We start from the raw sequence: 17478 nt of genomic DNA, 5'->3' as shown, positions 1-17478 counted from the left end.
AGTTCTTTTCAATTTCTAAAGCATCAGGCATTCTTTGACGCGGTTGACAATATGACGGAACAGCGCGCTGTTTTCAGGGATCGTCGCTTTGACGTCTATAATCCGGGCGGTATTGATGTATTTGCAGTCGTTCAGAAACAGCACCGACTCTTTCTTCATGCCTTCGATCAGACCAATCCGCATCAGATGCCGGCGGCCGTTCGGACATTCGATCGGATCATACGCCATTTTATAGGTTACCGGATTGGACGTCATCGGCACGACGAACGCTTTGCCATTGCAGAAGGACAGGATCACGCCGAAGTGCTGAAAACCCGCTTCATTCAGATACGCCTGGCCAAAGTCGATGTAACAGATATCGCCGATCTTCGCTTTCACGCCCAGCTGGACACAGCTGCGGGCATCCTTGCGGTTGAGCCAGTTCGCTTCGCTGACCAGATGGCAATGTGCCTGCCGGACCGACAGCGCGGAAAATTCTTCTTCCTTTAATGAGAGATACGCTCCCCACTGTTCCTTGAGCGAAGGATCTTCACTGTAAATCGGCGACAAATTCAAAGCCGGACGTTCAAGCATCAGGTTGTTTTTCATCATTCTTCACCTTCCTGATTATAATGTTGCCCGATTTCGCATTTTGCCTGCTTTCTTCTCGGTTTGCGAGAATACTTTTTTTCTGCATACGAATTTTCCTGCCTGCCGCTCACAAGTATTGCAGAAAAATTAATTCAACCTCATCCGGTTCCAAAAGAAAAACCTGACTTCCGATCCAATCCCCTTTACCGGCGGCAACGCAAATCCAGAAAGCGTTCACCACCGATGCGGGATTGAATCATTGCATCAGGTTTCCATCTTGAAAATCAGAATATACAGTGTTATTTCAGATCTGGCTCAGTTTGGATTATGCTTCACTTTCGATCCATTCCGCCGCCGTTTCTTCGGCCGGCATTTCCGGCTGGATCGCTTCCTGCGGGATATCGAAGCGCTGCTGCTTCACCGCACGGTAGAAGGACACCGACATTGTGGCTGCGATCAGCCAGCCAACCGGCCAGGACAGCCAGATTCCAGTTAAGCCCAGCCCCAGAACCGTTGAGAAAAGACCAGCGCAGACAACGCGGATAACCAGATCCGTCAACGTCGCCGTCATAAACAGCTTCATCCGATTCACTCCGCGCAGCACTCCATCCGCGATCAGCTTCACTGCGATCACCAGATAGAACGGCGAAACGATGCGCAAGAACATCACGCCGGCGGATAAGGCCGCCTGATTGCCGTCGGTGATAAACAAGCCGACAAACGTCGGACCGGCCGCCAAATACAACCCAGCGAACACCAGCGCGATCATCCCCGCCAGTTTGATTCCAGCCGAAAGTCCCGCTTCAATCCGTTCCGGGATTCCGGCCCCGGCATTCTGCGCCGTATAATTGGACATCCCGTTGCCGATCGCCGTAATCGAAGTGATCGTCATATTATTCAGCTTCACCGCCGCGGAATAGCCGCCCACCGCCGCCATGCCAAAGCCGTTGATCATGCTTTGAATCATGATATTGCCAACGGAAATAAAGCCCTGTTGTAAGATACTCGGCACCGCAATCAGCGTCAGCTCTCTCAGACAAACAGTGGAAAACAGCGGCGCCTTTCCGCTTTCCGGAAGACTTCGCAGCCGTTTCAACACGACGGTCAACGCCGCGGCCGCCGCAACGCCCTGACAAAGAAACGTCGCCCACGCTACGCCAGCCACGCCCATGTTCAGCTGCGCGACAAACAGAATATCGACAAACACATTCGTAACGGAAGACACCGCCAGGAAATAAAACGGCGTCCGCGAATCACCCAGCGCTGAAAAAATCCCCGTCGCAATGTTGTAAATTAAAAGAAACAGGAAGCCGCCCAGATAAATTAACAGATATTCTAACGAATCCCCGAAGATTTCCGCCGGCGTCTGAATCAGCTTCAACAGGAAGTCCGCGCCGATCAAGCCCAGCCCGGTCAGCGCCAGTCCGATCACCGTGCTGGTGATCAGCGAGGTCGTCACCGCCGTCTTCAGCCGGTTATAATTTTTCGATCCGAAGTGCCGCGCTACAACGACTGACGTGCCGATATTGCAGCCAAACGCAAACGCGATATAAATCAATGTAATTTCATAGGAATTTCCCACGGCCGCCAAGGCCGACGTACCGATCCAGCGGCCGGCCACAAAGCTGTCGGCAATGTTGTAAAGCTGTTGGAAAATAATACTCCCGAAAAGGGGAAGCGAATATTTCCACAGCACAACCGCCGGTTTCCCTACGGTTAAATCCTTATTCATAAAAAACCCCCTATCAGACTTTCCAAGTATAGCACCGTTCATGTATAATAAGTAATAGTTAATATTGATCGAATTAATAACAAACCGTTATGAAAGGAGGAAGAATTATGGAGTTAACCCAGCTACGCTATTTTGCCGCCGTGGCCGAGCTTCAGCACGTGACCCGGGCTGCAGAACGGATGCACGTCGCACAACCGGCGATCACCAAATCAATTCACCGGTTGGAGGATGAACTCGGCATTCCCCTGGTTGCCTCGCGCGGCCGCAACATCGTGCTGACGGACTATGGCCGTGCGCTTTACGGTATGCTTCGCGAACCTCTGTCAGCTTTAGATCAGATCCCCGAGCAGATGCGGCAGCTGGCTCAGCGCAGTGCCTGCACGCTGCATATCAATGTCCTGGCGGCTTCCCGGGCTGTGACGGACGCCGTGATCGCCTATAAACATGATCATTCGGAAATCTTGTTTTCCATCATGCAGAATGAACTGACGCAAATTTGTGATTTATCCGTCGATACGCTGACAGAACTGCCAGCGGTTTCGCACCAAGTGGACAATTCCGTTTCTTTCCGGGAACCGATTCTGCTTGCGGTTCCTTCTGCCTCCCTTTACAGCAGGCTGAGCTCCATTGATTTAAAAGAGTTAAAGGAAGAAGGCTTTATCTGTCTGGCCGGAAACCGGAAATTCCGGAAGATCTGCGATCAATTCTGTCAGGCGGCAGGCTTTCAGCCGAAAATTATCTTTGAAAGCGACAGCCCGGCAACGGTGCGCAATCTGATCGGGGCAGGCAGCGGCATCGGTTTCTGGCCCGAACATACCTGGGGAGCCATCGGCGAAGACGTGAAGCTGATTCCGATAGCCAGTCCGCAATGTGCCCGGGAATTAAGAATCTCCCTGCATCCGCAGGACAGCGCCCGGACAGCCCTGATTCATCCGTTTTATCATTATCTCATTCATTATTTCGAAGCGTTGTTTGAAGCTTAACGAAAATGGCTGACGGCTAACAGTCTTTCTTGTCTTTCTTGTCTTTCTTCTGCCTTTCTTTTGCCTTTCTTCTGCCTTTCCCCACCGTAAAAAAAACAGTTTTTATGCATTTAAAAACACGGAATTCATGAAGTTCGCAAACCCCTTCCAATTCCGTGTCTTTTTTATTCCTTTTATTTCAGGTCTTCGTTCTTCTCGGAATCTGCTTCATTTTCATCCGATGGCTCTTCCTCTTTCGAGGCTTCTGTCTTTGCCGGCCCCTTCTCTTCCTGATCCTTTGCTTCCGTATGCTCCGCATCGGACTCTGTTTCACTCAGGATTTCGCTGGCGTCGCTCGGATCTGTTTCCTCGACTAACGCCTTCTTCTTCGGATGTCCCGTCAGGCGCCGGCACAGTCCCAATAACGGATGCCACTTCGGATTGATCATTTCGGTCGCTTCCACAAAGATCTCGGCCACAATCGTCAGCAACACAAGCATGATCATGCCCCATTGTTCATTAAAATAGCTCAAGACGGCACAGCCGCCAAACAGCGCCGTCACCAGATACAGCACCAGCACGGTGTTGCGGTGTCCCAGTTTCAGCTTATACATTAAGATGTGATGCAAATGCGAGCGGTCTGCCTGCATGATCCCCTTGCCGCTCAGCTTCCGCCGCACCATTGCGATCAGCGTGTCGGAAATCGGAACGAACAGAATGATCACCGGGAAGCCCAGCGTGATGAACGTCGTCGTCTTAAACCCCAGCAGCGACAGACAGGCCAGCGTGAATCCGAGGAACAACGCCCCGCAGTCGCCCTGGAAGATCGACGCCGGATGGAAATTGTACGGCAGAAATCCGGCGATCGCACCCGCCAGGATCAAGGAGATCACCGGAATATCCCGGCGTCCCATAAAGAAACCGATGAAGCCGATCGTGCAGACGACGATAAAGCAGATGCCTGCCGATAAGCCGTCCAGTCCGTCGATCAGGTTGATCGCGTTGGTCACGCCGACAATCCAGATAAACGAAACAAGAAAGGAAAACGGCATCATATTGATCTCAATGCCAAACGGCAGGGTGATCGACGTCAGGCCGATGCCGCCGACCAGAATCGCGATCAGCGCCCCGGCGACTTCAAACAACAGTTTTTTTAATGGCGACAAATTGATCATGTCGTCGAGCAAGCCGCCCAAAAAGACCACCGAGCCTCCGATCAGGATCCCGTTGATGGTCGAGTCGGCCTTCAAAAAACAGGCCATTGAAATCATAAAGGCGACGAAAACGGCCAGACCGCCCATCTGCACTATCTTTCCGTGATGAACCGTTCGATTGTTTTCCACTGCGTACACCTTTAAGGCGAATCCGATGCGCTTGGCAATCGGTACGCAGATCAGAGAAATCACAAACGGCAGCGCAAAGAACGGAAAGGCGCCTTCAATCAAATGCAGCATTGAAAGTACCCCCAGACTACGATAAAGAAATATCGCTGAATCAGCGATATTGTTGGTTACTAGCGAACAAGATGCAGATTTTCAAGCATGACGCCCGTGCCTTCCGCTACGCAGGACAGCGCGTTTTCAGCGACATACACCGGAACGTTCAGCTCGTTGATCAGCAGCTGATCGATCCCCTGCAGCAGCGCGCCGCCGCCGGTTAAGACTACGCCGCGGCTGACGATATCCGCACTCAATTCCGGAGGTGTCTGTTCCAGAACTGTACGGCAGGCCCGGACGACGTCCTGCAGGCTTTCACGCATGGCCAGTTCTGTTTCTTCCGAATTCAGCGTGATCGTGTGCGGCAGACCGGTGACCAGGTCACGGCCGCTGACGTCCATCGAATCGCTGCGGCTGCCTCTCCAGGCCGTGCCGATGCGCTTCTTGATTTCTTCCGCAGTGCGGTCGCCGATCAACAGCTTATAGCTTTCCTTTACATATTTGATCAGATCGCGGTCGAGCTTATCGCCCGCAATCTTTAAGGACGTGCTGGTGACGATTTCACCCAGGGACAGAATCGCAACGTCGGTCGTTCCGCCGCCGATATCCAGAACCATCGAGCCTGTCGGCTTGGCGATATCCAGACCCGCACCGATCGCCGCAACCTTTGGTTCCTCTTCGATGTAAACGCGCTTGGCGCCGCAGCGGTAAGCCGCGTCCCGGATCGCGTTGCGTTCGACGGACGTGATGTTCGACGGGCAGCAGATCAGAATCGTCGGACGGGAGAACATTCCCTTGAGTTTCAGCTTGCGGATAAAATGCTCGAGCATCAGCTCGGTAACTTCAAAGTCGGCGATGACGCCGTCCTTTAACGGACGAATCGCACTGACGCGGCCCGGCGTTCTGCCCAGCATTTCCTTCGCGTCCTGGCCGACAGCCAGGCACTTCTTCGTTTCTGCATCTAATGAAACAACGGAAGGCTCGTTCAACACGATGCCCTCTCCTTTAACGTAAATTAATGTATTCGCGGTACCTAAGTCGATACCTACTTCTTTGGTAAACAACATAAACCAACCTCCGCATCTCGTGTAAACACAAACATTATAACACAACTCCTTAAAATAACACCAGAATTAATGAATTTGTAACTATTTCAAGGGCTATCGCAGCGCGTACCTGTCAGAAAAAAACAGCACCGAAGTGCTATTTTATTTCAGCCGGCTTCATGCCGATGACCGTTGCCGGATCAATCAGCTTACCGTCCTTCTGCACTACGACATGAAGATGGATTCCCAGATCCTTGTTATAGATGTTTTCGCCTGCCAGGCCAAGGACATCATTCTGATTGACAACCTGATCTTTTTTTACCGATACCTGGGATAAGCTCTGATAGGTAATTTCCAGATCTTCCCCGGTTTTCACCGTGACGCTCTTGCCGAACATCGCGTCTTCTTTGACTTCCGTCACCGTTCCGCCAAGCATCGCCGTGGCCTCGAAGACTTTGCCGTCATACGCGTAATCGAGTCCCTGATTCGGACGATACACGCCTTCAAATTCCGTAACGGCCTGACTGAGCACGTCTTCGCTTTTTGTTTTATCGAAGAAATGCAGGACTTCCTTGGCGTTGATCGCAAACGGCGCGGCGACGGTTTCGTCTGCCGGCAGCACGACCGGGATATGCAGGGAAGCCACGGCGTCCGGCTGATTGACCGGAAGGACGGGTTTGTTGTTGAATAAAGTGGAATTGGCAATGAAGAAACCGGAGATCAGAATCAGAATCATCGTCATCAAGATCACGGCTGTCGCTTTGCCTTTGGTACTTTTCTTTTCGTACATATACATGGATTTCACCTCTAGTGGTGAGTATGTCCCTATCCTTTTTGTTTATACATGGATCTTGATGACGAGATTGAGTAAAAACTGCGCCGCTAACAAAGCGATGCACATCGCGGTCAGAATATACAGCAGCTGGGCCTGCACGACGCGCCCTTTGCGGATCAGTTTTTCATAGTTCAGGGCCTGCATGGCGTACAGTGCCAGCGCAAAACAGGCCAGATGCACAACGACACGAACGATCGCTTCCATAAGATCCTTCCTTTCCCTCTTTGCCGCTTCCGCTTTTTTCCAGCGGACAAAATCTCATTTTCAGAAGCGGCAGCGAACAGTCTTGTTTCGTTCATCATACTGGATTAAGAGGCTGGCTGTCAAACGTTACTTTTATCTCTGGTTTCCTTGCCGGCATAAAAAGGTAAGTGATTCATGCCGGCCCATTACGATTTTCTTACGTTTCGCCGGTCTTCTTCCTTCACATCGTTTTTCCTTATATAATAGAGATAACCGGAATCTTCACAAGGCAATGATACGCCGCTGCTGAAAATCCAGAGCTGGCGCAATGGCCTGATTCAGTAAAGGAGAGCTTATGAAAAAAGATCGCTTCTATAATATTCTGTTTCCCATCTGGTTCTTTTTGTTTATTCCTTCCACCTGGCTTTTCCTGATCACATTCCTTGGGAACGCCGCGATTGATTCGCTGGTGTTGGCGCTGGGCTGCAAGATGAATCATAAGTCTTTCGTTTCAGCCTGGAAAAAGAGCTTTCCTGGGATCTTTGCGTTTGGTTATCTGGCGGATTTCATCGGCGCCGCAATATTGCTTATTCTCTCCACCGTTTTGAGCGATCCGTTTCCCTACGCAATGCAGTTTAATCCATTTTCCAACTTTGCCGGATTTCTGCTTGTTGCGCTGATAGTGGCGACAGCAGGAGCTCTGATTTATTTTTTCAACCTCAAAATCAGTTTCCGCAAGCTGGACTGGTCGCTCAGTGAGAAGCGCAAAGCGGCGTTAGTTCTGGCGGTTTTGACGGCGCCGTATTTGTTCTTATTTCCTTCGATTCTGCTTTACCGATAAAATGATAAATGATTATCAAAGAATGAAAATCAGATCAAAAAATTGAACCGCGGGTTTTCCGATATCACATCAGGCAATATGCCTGTTTTTTATTCTTTTCAGCTTGCTGATTTATTTTTAACATCCTTTCATCAGTCCTCTTTCTGAGCCTTGATCACGCTAATGAAACAACTTTTTCCCTGTTTTACAAAACGAGGACTCATTTTCCCTGCTTCTTTCAAATTAATTAGAGTAAAGAATGTTTAATGATATAATAAATTTATATTCCAGGCCTTTATGAAAGGAGTTCATTTTAATGAAAAAGAAATCATCGCCAGGCCCCGTTCTTTTACGTTGCTTTACCGGAATCCTCGCTGCATTCATTGTCTTGATAGCTCTGGCCAACTTTATTTCCGGAGGTGGATTATTCGCAACAGTCCTGTTCATTTTCGCAGCTTTGTTCATTGCCCCGATCAAATCCATCGCAGAAATAAAGAAGAAATACAGAGTCAAACCCAGTCTGACTGTTGTTCTTATGCTTCTTTTGTTCTTTTCAGGGATCTTATTTTCCAATGTTCCTTCCACAGATAAACCGGCCGCCGCTGCCACACCTGCCGCTACAGTTGAGGCAACTCAGGAACCCGATGCTCTTGCGGTCAACGATTTCAATGAATCGCAGAAAGAAGAAAAAAATGTTTCAAACGGAGCAGAAAAGGAGCAGGAACAGAAAGCTGGAGAGAGTTCTCCAACTTCATCCACTTCGCCCGCTGCAAGTTCGCTCCCTTCGCCAACGCCTTCACCGGCGGCAGTCAAGTCTACCCCGATTCCAACTCCCGCGCCGACGCCGGAACCGGCACAGTCTCCTCAAACCCTCTTATTATACGCAAATACTTCTTATTATAGCAACGCCTGGCAAATCAAAATCGGGGATACTGTCAGCACCTATGTTCAGTATGGTTCAAGCGGCGGGAATACACCTTCTTATTTAAACTATTATTCTGATAATGAAGAAATTGCAACGATCGATTCTCAAGGCAATGTCAATGGCGTCGCTGCAGGGACAACCAAAATCCATGTTGAAGGTGATGGATTGGAAGATTATATTACCGTTGCCGTCAGCGAAAAACAAATTGTCCTGGAATCGGAATCCTCAAGTCAGCAAGGATATCAAAGTGAGAGTGCGGATTATGTATTAAATACAAATACAATGAAATTTCACTATCCAAGCTGCCGCCACGTCAAAACCATAAAAAGCAGTAATCGTTGGGATTATCATGGTGATCGAGAAGAAGTGATCAACATGGGCTATATCCCATGCAAGACATGCAAACCTTAAAACTTAACTTATTGACTTGTGTCGATAGACTGCGAAATTCATCTTTCTAAAATCATGATAAAAACCAGAATGCCTGTTGCTTCCAAATAATGATACGGACTTTGTATCCTTGTCATTGTACGTATCAATTTGCATTCTGGTTTTCTTTTATCTTATCCTTTTATCTTATCCTTTTCTTAAAATTAATCAGCGTAAAAACTCCGATGTAAAACTTATTCTTTCCTGTCCCAAAGTGTCCTTTCTGAATCAGAGACAAATTAATCTTGAACCCTGTAGATTTTCAGATCAACGATCTGGCCGTGGTCATCGCGTTCAATATAGACGTCAACCTGACCATCGCTCTGCATTGAGTATAGGCCGGCCATTTTGTCCTCCATCACTCTGACCTTTTTTCCCTGGTAAGTATAGCCTTCGTGGTCATAGATCAGCTCATGTTCCCGATATTCCTGATTCAGTTTCTCCTCCCTTAAGTTAAGATAAGCGGCAATATGGAAGGCCCGCGGCTCGGCGTGAAATTCGGCAGCCAGCGCGGTTGCGGCTTTTTCTTTCAAAGCGTTCAGGCCATCCTGCGGATTCTGGCGCAATACCTGGATCAAGGCTTGATCGGCACGGCTGCGGATTTCCTGCGTCGATGGCAGATTGAGATCCCGCGTCAGTTCCGCTTCCAGCATAAAGCGGGAGTCCGCACTATAGCACATGGACGACAGCTCTGAGGAAAACGGGGTTTGGGCTGCCGCCGCGGTGATCATGGTAAAGCAGACCAGCAGGCCCAGACAACTGACTGTCATAATTTTCTTCAACGGTTTATAGGCAGCGATGCTGCGGACCCGGCGTTCCACTTCATTGCGGCTGAACGCACAGTAGTTCCAGGCAAATTTCAGACGTTTGCGCGACATCTGAATCAGCGCCCGGGCATAGCTTTGACGCTGCTGGATATCCAGGATCGTCAGCACCGTTTCGTCGCACGCTTCCTCAAGATCCCGGCTGATCCAGTTGACCATCAGCCAGACCAGCGGATTAAACCAGTGGATACAGAGCGCAAGCAATGCGGCCAGCTTCATCAGGTTATCCCGGCGGCGGATATGCGCGCATTCGTGAAGCAGGATGTTTCGCAGCAGTTCCGAATCCCGGAAATCCAGACTCGCGGGCAGGAAAATCAGCGGACGCAGCACGCCGGAAACCAGCGGACCTTGAATCTGATCGTTGAGATATACTTCCGCCCGCACATTTCGTTCTTCCAGAATGGAGCTGACCCGTTCATCGTCTTCGATCAAAATACTATCGTCAAATTTGCGGCGTGTCTGGGTATAGCGCCAGAATAAAAATCCTCCCAAAAGCAGCGTTCCGACCATGCGAATTGTCGCCCAATTCCATTGCAATGCCGGAAGCGCTGACTGCGTGACTTCGTTAGTCGTTGTATAAGCAATTTGCCGATCCTCGGTTACGTTTGTTTCCGCAGTCTGACCGGCTGTCCCGGCTTGTACAATCACATCTGTGCTTTCCGCAAACCGTTCAAAGAATACCGGCAGCTTCCAGTCAGGCAGTGAAGTCAGATTGAACGGCGTCGATAATGAAAAGGGAAGAAGCAGACGAATCAGGACGCAGATCCATAAAAGCGGAAACAACCGTTTCGGCAGAAACCGTCCGAATATTTTTTTGAGCAGCACCACGATGACGATCATTCCGCCCCCGACCAAACTCATCAGCACCAGCGGCATATTCATTTTAATAATCCACATGATTTTTTCCTCATTTCATCTTTTCGATCAGCTTCAGAAGTTCGTCGGCTTTTTCATCGCTGAGTCCCTTATTCTTTAAGAAGGAAGAAAAGAACAGCTCGTCGCTTCCACCGAACATTTTATTGATCAGCTCCACGGTTTCCTCTTTCTGAACCTCTTCCCGGCGGACTAACGCCTCACATTGAAAGTTGGGTTCTGTGCGCAAAATCGCGCCCTTATCCAAACATTTTTTGATCACGGTATACGTCGTATTCTTATTCCAGCCAATGCTCTGGCCCAGCTCATCGGCAATTTCCTTTGCCGGTGTTTTGCCTTTCCGCCATAAGACGTCCATGATTTTTAATTCAGAATCGAATAATTTCATCCTGTCCTCCTTTCAGACTACTTCAATAGTCTTCTTGTTAAATAAAGACTACTACAATAGTCTTATGATGTCAAGACGATTGTAATAGTCTAGTCAATCTCAATAAAAATCCTTTTCTTTTCCTGCAGGAAAGTTTTTTATAGAGAACACTAAAAAAACTACCGATTTACTCCAGTGTAGATTAAATTCATCCGTCTGAAAACAAGCGGTAGTTTAATTTTTTTACAGGAAGGTGGCGCTTCATGATCAGAAGACAGAGTGATCATCCAGTCAAACAGCTCATGACTCATCGCACAAAGGATAAATTCCAACAAAGTTGAACTCATGGATGACCTGAATGATTCATAAATCTTTCCAGGACGATCGCCTATGTCGATTACTCTTTCAATCACGATAGTTCTCTGTCATATTTATTCTACCATGAGATGAATCTCAAATTAATTCAATTAAAATTCCCATTTCGGAATATTTCTTTTAACAAGTATAATTTTACTCCAGATTTGGAATTTTATGAATTGATAATTTCACAATCTTTTCTACGATTTGATTTTTATTATGATATCCGGATTAATTCCATTCAATTTTATCATTTTCGTAAATTTGATATCATTGAATCCTTAAATGATCAAATTGAATGCTTATTCATCCCTCTTTAAGCTTAATAAACTGATCGCCGGGCTGTATCTCTGCAGTCCGGCGACCTGTGTCTTTATATCCTTATGTCTAAATAAACTGATCCAGCGCCTGTTCGACCTCCGGCATTTTCTTGACCTGCGGATCCGCATAACGCTTGCCGCGGGCGACCACCATGCTGACCTTCCTCAGCGCTGTTAGATCTTCCAGCGGATTCTTTTCCGTGACGATGAAATCCGCAAACTTGCCGACCTCGATGGAACCTGTCTGATCGCCGATTCCCACCAACTCGGCGTTGCGTTTAGTCGCGGTATACAGCGCGAAAGCGTTGGAAACACCGCAGAACTTATGGAAGTAGTTGACTTCCCGCCACATATCGTAATGCGTGATATACGGACAGCCCGTATCCGTGCCCAGGCCGACCGGAATGCCGTTGGCCAGACATTCCTTCGCACATTCGACAATGCCGTCGAAAACGACCTTGCCATTGTACTGTTCCATTTCTGAAACATGACTGACAGCCCGGTCAAATAACGCATAAGGCAAAGCGGGCGACAGTGTTGCCACCTGGCAGGCCTTGCGGTCTTTGAACAGCTGGATAATCTCCGCGCTCGGCTTCGCGCCATGCTCGATCGTATCGACGCCGTTTTCCAACGCGACCTGTACGCCCTGCGGACTTTCCACATGCGCCGCTACCTGCAGCCCCAGGGCATGCGCTTCTTCGCACGCCGCCTTCACGATTTCCGGCGACATTTTCAATTCTCCCGGCTCCCCTTTAACCTTCGCGTCCAGCACGCCGCCGGTGATCATCAGCTTGATCAGATCCGGCTTGTCCTTGGCGATCTGACGAACAAAAGACCGCGCCTGTTCCGGAGAGGTCGCCTCATACGCCAGCGATCCGGCCATGTGGCCGCCTGGTACAGAAATCGCCATATTTCCCGCCAAAATCCGCGGTCCGTCGATTTTGCCCGCCAGCACCGCATCGCGGATCTTCGTATCAACGTCCTCAACGCCGCCGACCGTGCGGATCGTCGTCACGCCGCTCATCAGCTGTGTCTTTGCGTACCCTTCGCACATCTTCAACATGATTTTGCGCAGGAAATTGTTGCTTGTCATCAGTTTGACCAATTTCTTCGGATCACTCTGTTTCTTCTTCGGCTTGCCGTTGGCCGGCAGATGAACGTGCAGATTGATCAGCCCCGGCATGATGTACTGCCCTTTCAGATCGACGACCTGCGCGCCTTCATAAGCAGACTGCTGCGGCTCGATCGCAATAATCTTTTCCCCTTCGGTAATCACGGCCATCCCCACCTGCGGTTCCATGTTCTCAGAACCATCTAACAAGATTCCATGGATATAAACTGTTTTCATAAGTCACCCTTCCCTTTCCTATCATTATAAGAGTTTCTTTTTCAGATTGAAACCGCTTTGCGAGAGAATGGGTCAATAACAGACGATCCTTTTCTGAAACTCATGAAAACAAATCAGTTCTACGCCAGTTCCCGCCTATTTTTTCTTTCCGGCTGACCGAAATTCAATCCCTTTAATCTTTTCTTTGTCAAGCTTGATTAAAAGATCGGTGAAAACATCAAAAACGACGACCTTTCCTTTTCAGATCAGATCGCCGTTTTCTTTGGTTTATTTGAGCTCGTTTTTCACTGAGATCCGGTTGATCGCTTTTTTCAAAGCCACCTCGGCCCGGCGCATATCCATATTCGGATCATCCAGCCGTGCTTCGGCGCGCTGCTTCGCTTCCTCGGCCCGGCGCAGATCGATTTCCTCTTTGGACTCAATCGCGTCGGTCAGGATCGTCGCCAGATCGTTTTCAAAATATAACAGACCGCCGGCGACCGCGTATTCCTTGCGGCCGTCGCTTTCTTCCGTAATCATGCGGGAGATGGCCAGCGGCGTGACCAGCGGTACATGACGGGATAAAATTCCCAGCTGACCGACAGTGCTGACCACATTCAGGATGGTGGTATCCATTTCCTTCGCCAGTCCTTCCGGCGTCACCACGCGGCAGTGGATCATATGCTACTGCCCCAGCTGGCGGGCTTTCTCCGCCGCTTCTTCAATCGTGCCGACAAACATAAACGCCTGTTCCGGCAGATCGTCATACTTGCCTGCCAACAGCTCTTTGAAGCTGCGGACCGTTTCACTCAACGGTACATATTTCCCCTTATACCCGGAGAACTGTTCCGCGACATGGAACGGCTGCGACAGGAAGTTACGTGCCCGGCGCGCCCGGTTGACGATTTTCTTGTCTTCATCCGACAATTCGTCCATCCCCAGGATCGCGATGATATCCTGCAGCTCTTTATACCGCTGCAGAAGCTGCTGGACGCCGCGGGCGACTTCGTAATGTTCGTCGCCGACAACCAGCGGATCCAACATGCGGGAGCTGGATTCCAGCGGATCCACTGCCGGATAAATGCCCAGCGCCGCAATCGAACGATCCAGAACCGTCTTGGCGTCCAAATGCGAGAACGTCGTCGCCGGCGCCGGGTCGGTCAGATCGTCCGCCGGCACATAGATTGCCTGAACCGACGTGATCGAACCGCGCTTGGTCGAGGTGATGCGTTCCTGCAGCTGACCCATTTCCGTCGCCAACGTCGGCTGATAACCGACCGCCGACGGCATCCGGCCCAGCAGTGCGGAAACTTCCGAACCCGCCTGGGTAAAACGGAAGATATTGTCGATAAACAACAGGACGTCCTGACCTTCCTGATCGCGGAAATATTCCGCCATCGTTAAACCGGACAGCGCCACGCGCATTCTCGCGCCCGGGCTTTCGTTCATCTGACCATAGACCAGCACGGTCTTGTCCAGAACGCCGGAGTCCTTCATTTCGTGATACATATCGTTGCCTTCACGGGTCCGCTCGCCGACCCCGGCGACAACGGACATGCCGCCGTGTTCCTTGGCAATGTTGTGGATCAGCTCCTGCATCAGCACGGTTTTGCCAACGCCGGCGCCGCCGAACAGACCGATCTTGCCGCCGCGGGCATACGGGCAAAGCAGGTCGATGACCTTGATGCCGGTTTCCAGAATTTCCGCAGACGTCAGCTGTTCCTCAAAGGATGGCGCGGCGCGGTGAATCGGCAGTTTTTTATTTGGTTCCGGCAGTTCGCCCAGACCGTCGATCTCCTCGCCCAGGACGTTGAACATCCGGCCCAGCACCTGCTGGCCTACCGGCACGCTGATCGGCGCTTCGGTATCGAGGCAGTCCATGCCCCGGACCAGACCATCGGTGGAAGCCATCGCGATGCAGCGGACAACGTCGTCGCCGATATGCTGAGCCACCTCGACGGTGATGCGCTGGCCTTCGCCTTTCTCCACCACGATCGCGTTGTTCAAGGCCGGCAGCTGACCGGCGGCATAACGGATATCCACGACCGGCCCGATGACCTGTACGATTTTTCCAATATTTTTAGCCATAAATTCTCCTTTCGCTACGAGGCGTCCGCCCCGGCGACAATTTCTGTGATTTCCTGCGTGATCGCCGCCTGACGTGCCTGATTGTACTGCAGCGTCAGCTTGTCGATCAGCTCGTCGGCGTTATCCGTCGCGCTTTCCATCGCCACCCGCCGGGAACCTTGTTCCGCGGTTTTGGTCTGCATGTGCGTGCTGTATAACAACGAGCGGACGTACATCGGGATTAACGAATTCAGAATGGCGTCCGGCCCTGGTTCAAATAAGGTTTCCACCTTAAACTCCCGGCCTTCGCGTTCCATCGGACTGACTGGCAGCAGCGTCAGCAGCTGCGGCGTAAACGTTACAGCGTTGACAAACTGGCAATAGAGAATCTGAATCTTGCCAATCTCGCCGCTGACGTACAGTTTCAGCGCTTCATCCGCCAGATCGTTAAACACATAGAAATCAACATGATCGGAGCCGATCGGCTCGCGGATCAGATTAAATCCCTTCTGCCGCAGCGTACTTGTGCCTTTGGTTCCAATCACGATCATCGGATCCTGCGGATCCAGAACTTCGCCGGCCATCCGCAGCAGATTGGCGTTGTATGCCCCGCACAAGCCCATGTCCGAGGTGAACATGAACGTCAGCGTACGCGACGATTGATTTTTCTTTAAATAAACGCATTCGCTTTCCGGGTTGTTCGCCAGAATCTGACTGACGATCTGGCGCAGCGTATCCGCGTATTCCCGGTTCTTTTCCATCTGCACACGCTGCTTCTGCAGCTTGGCGTTGGCGATCAGTTCCATCGCGCTGGTGATTTTCCGGGTGGCGCTGACGGAACGGATGCGTCCCTTTAACGCTTGCTTTCCCTGCGCCATGGATTACATCCCACTGATCAGCTGAAACTGCTGCAGATATTCGTCCATCGCCTGTTTCAGCGCGGTTTCCAGATCGGCGTCGAGCTTCTTTTCCGATTCAATCCGGGCGATCAGATCGGCTTTATCCTGAGCGAAGAACTTGTGCATGCCTTCCTCGAAGCCCTTGATCTGTTCAACCGGTACATTTTTGAGATATCCGTTCTTCGCGGCAAACAGCGACAAGACCTGCTGGCTCATCGTCAGCGGAGAATACTGGCCCTGCTTTAACAGCTCGGTCAGCCGCGCGCCGTGATCGATCGTCGCTTTGGTCACCGGATCCAGGTCGGAACCGAATTGAGAGAAGCTCAGCATTTCATGATACTGGGCCAAATCCAGCTTCAGCGAGCCGGAAACCTGCTTCATCGCTTTGGTCTGCGCTGCACTGCCGACACGGGATACGGACAAGCCGCTGTCGACGGCCGGCCGCACGCCGGCGTTGAACAGTTCAGTCTGCAAGAAAATCTGACCGTCGGTAATCGAAATGACATTGGTCGGAATGTACGCCGAAATATCGCCGGCCTGGGTTTCGATGATCGGCAGCGCCGTCAGGGAACCGCCGCCCAGCTCGTCGTTCAGCTTCGCCGCCCGTTCCAACAAACGGGAATGCAGATAGAAAACGTCGCCCGGATATGCTTCACGTCCCGGTGGTCTTCTTAACAGCAGCGACATGGTGCGGTAAGCGACCGCGTGTTTGGAGAGGTCGTCATAGATGATCAGGACATCTTTGCCCTGTTCCATCCATTCCTCGCCGATCGCACAGCCGGCATACGGCGCCAGATACTGCAGCGGCGCCATTTCACTGGCCGTCGCCGCAACGATCGTCGTGTAGTCCATCGCATCGTGCTGACGGAGTTTTTCCATAATCTGCGCGACGGTGCTTGCCTTCTGACCGATCGCCACATAAATACAATAGACGTCCTGTCCCTTCTGGTTCAGAATCGTATCGACCGCAATCGCCGTCTTGCCGGTCTGACGGTCGCCGATGATCAGCTCACGCTGACCTTTGCCGATCGGAATCATGGAGTCGATGATCTTCAAACCGGTCATCAACGGCTGATGCACGCTTTTCCGCGTCATAACGCCCGGCGCTACCCGTTCTACCGGACGGGTCTTGTCGCTGACAATCGGGCCTTTGCCGTCAATCGGCTGGCCTAATGCGTTGACGACGCGTCCCAGCATGCCGTCCCCAACCGGAACCTCGACGATCCGGCCGGTGCGTTTGACTTCGTCGCCTTCTTTAATCAGCGTGTCGTCGCCCAGCAATACTGCGCCCACATGGTCTTCTTCCAGGTTCAGCACCATGCCGTAAACATCATGCGGGAACAGCAGCAGCTCGGAGGACATCGCTTTGTCCAATCCCTGAATCAGCGCGATGCCGTCGCCGACACGAATGACATAGCCGACGTCGTTCGACTGAATTTTATCTTCATAGTGCTTGATCTGTTCTTTGATCAGCGCACTGATTTCTTCAGGTCTTAAACTCATTCT

General features: G+C 50.8%; 16 protein-coding genes. 3 read left to right on the top strand and 13 right to left on the bottom strand.

Features of this window, described 5'->3' with window-relative positions; translation table 11 throughout:
- Positions 1-15 precede the first annotated feature (15 nt).
- Positions 16-591, bottom strand: coding sequence for a hypothetical protein (locus I2D94_RS00745; protein WP_229056704.1), 576 nt, complete (start codon positions 589-591; stop codon positions 16-18).
- 304 nt (positions 592-895) lie between these two features.
- Positions 896-2302, bottom strand: a complete 1407-nt coding sequence (locus I2D94_RS00740) for an MATE family efflux transporter (protein WP_229056703.1) — start codon at positions 2300-2302, stop codon at positions 896-898.
- A gap of 107 nt (positions 2303-2409) precedes the next feature.
- On the opposite strand from I2D94_RS00740, the gene I2D94_RS00735 reads away from it, so the two are divergent.
- Complete coding sequence (locus I2D94_RS00735) at positions 2410-3285, top strand: LysR family transcriptional regulator (RefSeq protein WP_072685438.1); 876 nt, start codon at positions 2410-2412, stop codon at positions 3283-3285.
- Positions 3286-3458: 173 nt separating this feature from the next.
- Here I2D94_RS00735 and I2D94_RS00730 read toward each other — a convergent pair whose 3' ends face one another.
- The 4 genes from I2D94_RS00730 to I2D94_RS00715 all read right to left on the bottom strand — a co-directional run bounded on the left by I2D94_RS00730 (position 3459) and on the right by I2D94_RS00715 (position 6785).
- A complete protein-coding gene (locus tag I2D94_RS00730) occupies positions 3459-4718 on the bottom strand; it encodes an MraY family glycosyltransferase (protein ID WP_195395254.1) in 1260 nt (419 codons plus the stop codon).
- A 59-nt stretch (positions 4719-4777) separates the two neighbouring features.
- Positions 4778-5767, bottom strand: coding sequence for a rod shape-determining protein (locus tag I2D94_RS00725; RefSeq protein ID WP_006057934.1), 990 nt, complete (start codon positions 5765-5767; stop codon positions 4778-4780).
- 136 nt (positions 5768-5903) lie between these two features.
- Positions 5904-6542, bottom strand: coding sequence for a M23 family metallopeptidase (locus I2D94_RS00720; protein WP_006057935.1), 639 nt, complete (start codon positions 6540-6542; stop codon positions 5904-5906).
- A gap of 42 nt (positions 6543-6584) precedes the next feature.
- Entirely contained in the window at positions 6585-6785 is a 201-nt protein-coding gene (locus tag I2D94_RS00715) for a DUF1146 family protein (RefSeq protein WP_072685436.1), read from the bottom strand.
- 334 nt (positions 6786-7119) lie between these two features.
- Between I2D94_RS00715 and I2D94_RS00710 the strand changes: the two genes are divergently transcribed.
- Positions 7120-7605, top strand: coding sequence for a hypothetical protein (locus I2D94_RS00710; RefSeq protein ID WP_072685435.1), 486 nt, complete (start codon positions 7120-7122; stop codon positions 7603-7605).
- A gap of 295 nt (positions 7606-7900) precedes the next feature.
- Positions 7901-8920, top strand: a complete 1020-nt coding sequence (locus I2D94_RS00705) for an Ig-like domain-containing protein (protein ID WP_195395253.1) — start codon at positions 7901-7903, stop codon at positions 8918-8920.
- Between the two features lie 257 nt (positions 8921-9177).
- Here the strand turns inward: I2D94_RS00705 and I2D94_RS00700 are convergent, their stop codons facing one another.
- The 7 genes from I2D94_RS00700 to atpA all read right to left on the bottom strand — a co-directional run bounded on the left by I2D94_RS00700 (position 9178) and on the right by atpA (position 17475).
- Positions 9178-10659, bottom strand: a complete 1482-nt coding sequence (locus I2D94_RS00700) for a M56 family metallopeptidase (RefSeq protein ID WP_195395252.1) — start codon at positions 10657-10659, stop codon at positions 9178-9180.
- A 10-nt stretch (positions 10660-10669) separates the two neighbouring features.
- Positions 10670-11023 (bottom strand): BlaI/MecI/CopY family transcriptional regulator, encoded by a 354-nt coding sequence (locus tag I2D94_RS00695; protein ID WP_195395251.1) that lies wholly within the window; start codon positions 11021-11023, stop codon positions 10670-10672.
- 723 nt (positions 11024-11746) lie between these two features.
- The gene (locus I2D94_RS00690; protein ID WP_195395250.1) at positions 11747-13027 is read right to left on the bottom strand and encodes an amidohydrolase family protein; all 1281 of its coding nucleotides are present in this window, start codon (positions 13025-13027) and stop codon (positions 11747-11749) included.
- Positions 13028-13294: 267 nt separating this feature from the next.
- Positions 13295-13687 carry an ATP synthase F1 subunit epsilon gene (gene atpC, locus I2D94_RS00685; RefSeq protein WP_072683274.1) on the bottom strand — a complete coding sequence of 131 codons (393 nt, stop codon included), beginning with the start codon at positions 13685-13687 and terminating at the stop codon, positions 13295-13297.
- A gap of 3 nt (positions 13688-13690) precedes the next feature.
- Positions 13691-15094, bottom strand: a complete 1404-nt coding sequence (atpD, locus tag I2D94_RS00680) for a F0F1 ATP synthase subunit beta (RefSeq protein WP_072683273.1) — start codon at positions 15092-15094, stop codon at positions 13691-13693.
- Positions 15095-15108: 14 nt separating this feature from the next.
- Complete coding sequence (gene atpG / locus I2D94_RS00675) at positions 15109-15951, bottom strand: ATP synthase F1 subunit gamma (protein ID WP_195395249.1); 843 nt, start codon at positions 15949-15951, stop codon at positions 15109-15111.
- Positions 15952-15954: 3 nt separating this feature from the next.
- Positions 15955-17475 (bottom strand): F0F1 ATP synthase subunit alpha, encoded by a 1521-nt coding sequence (atpA, locus tag I2D94_RS00670; RefSeq protein ID WP_195395248.1) that lies wholly within the window; start codon positions 17473-17475, stop codon positions 15955-15957.
- Between the last annotated feature and the right edge of the window lie 3 nt (positions 17476-17478).

Source organism: Holdemania sp. 1001302B_160321_E10 (genome assembly GCF_015552275.1).
Lineage (GTDB): Bacteria > Bacillota_I > Bacilli_A > Erysipelotrichales > Erysipelotrichaceae > Holdemania.
This window is presented reverse-complemented; position numbering and strand designations above follow the sequence as displayed.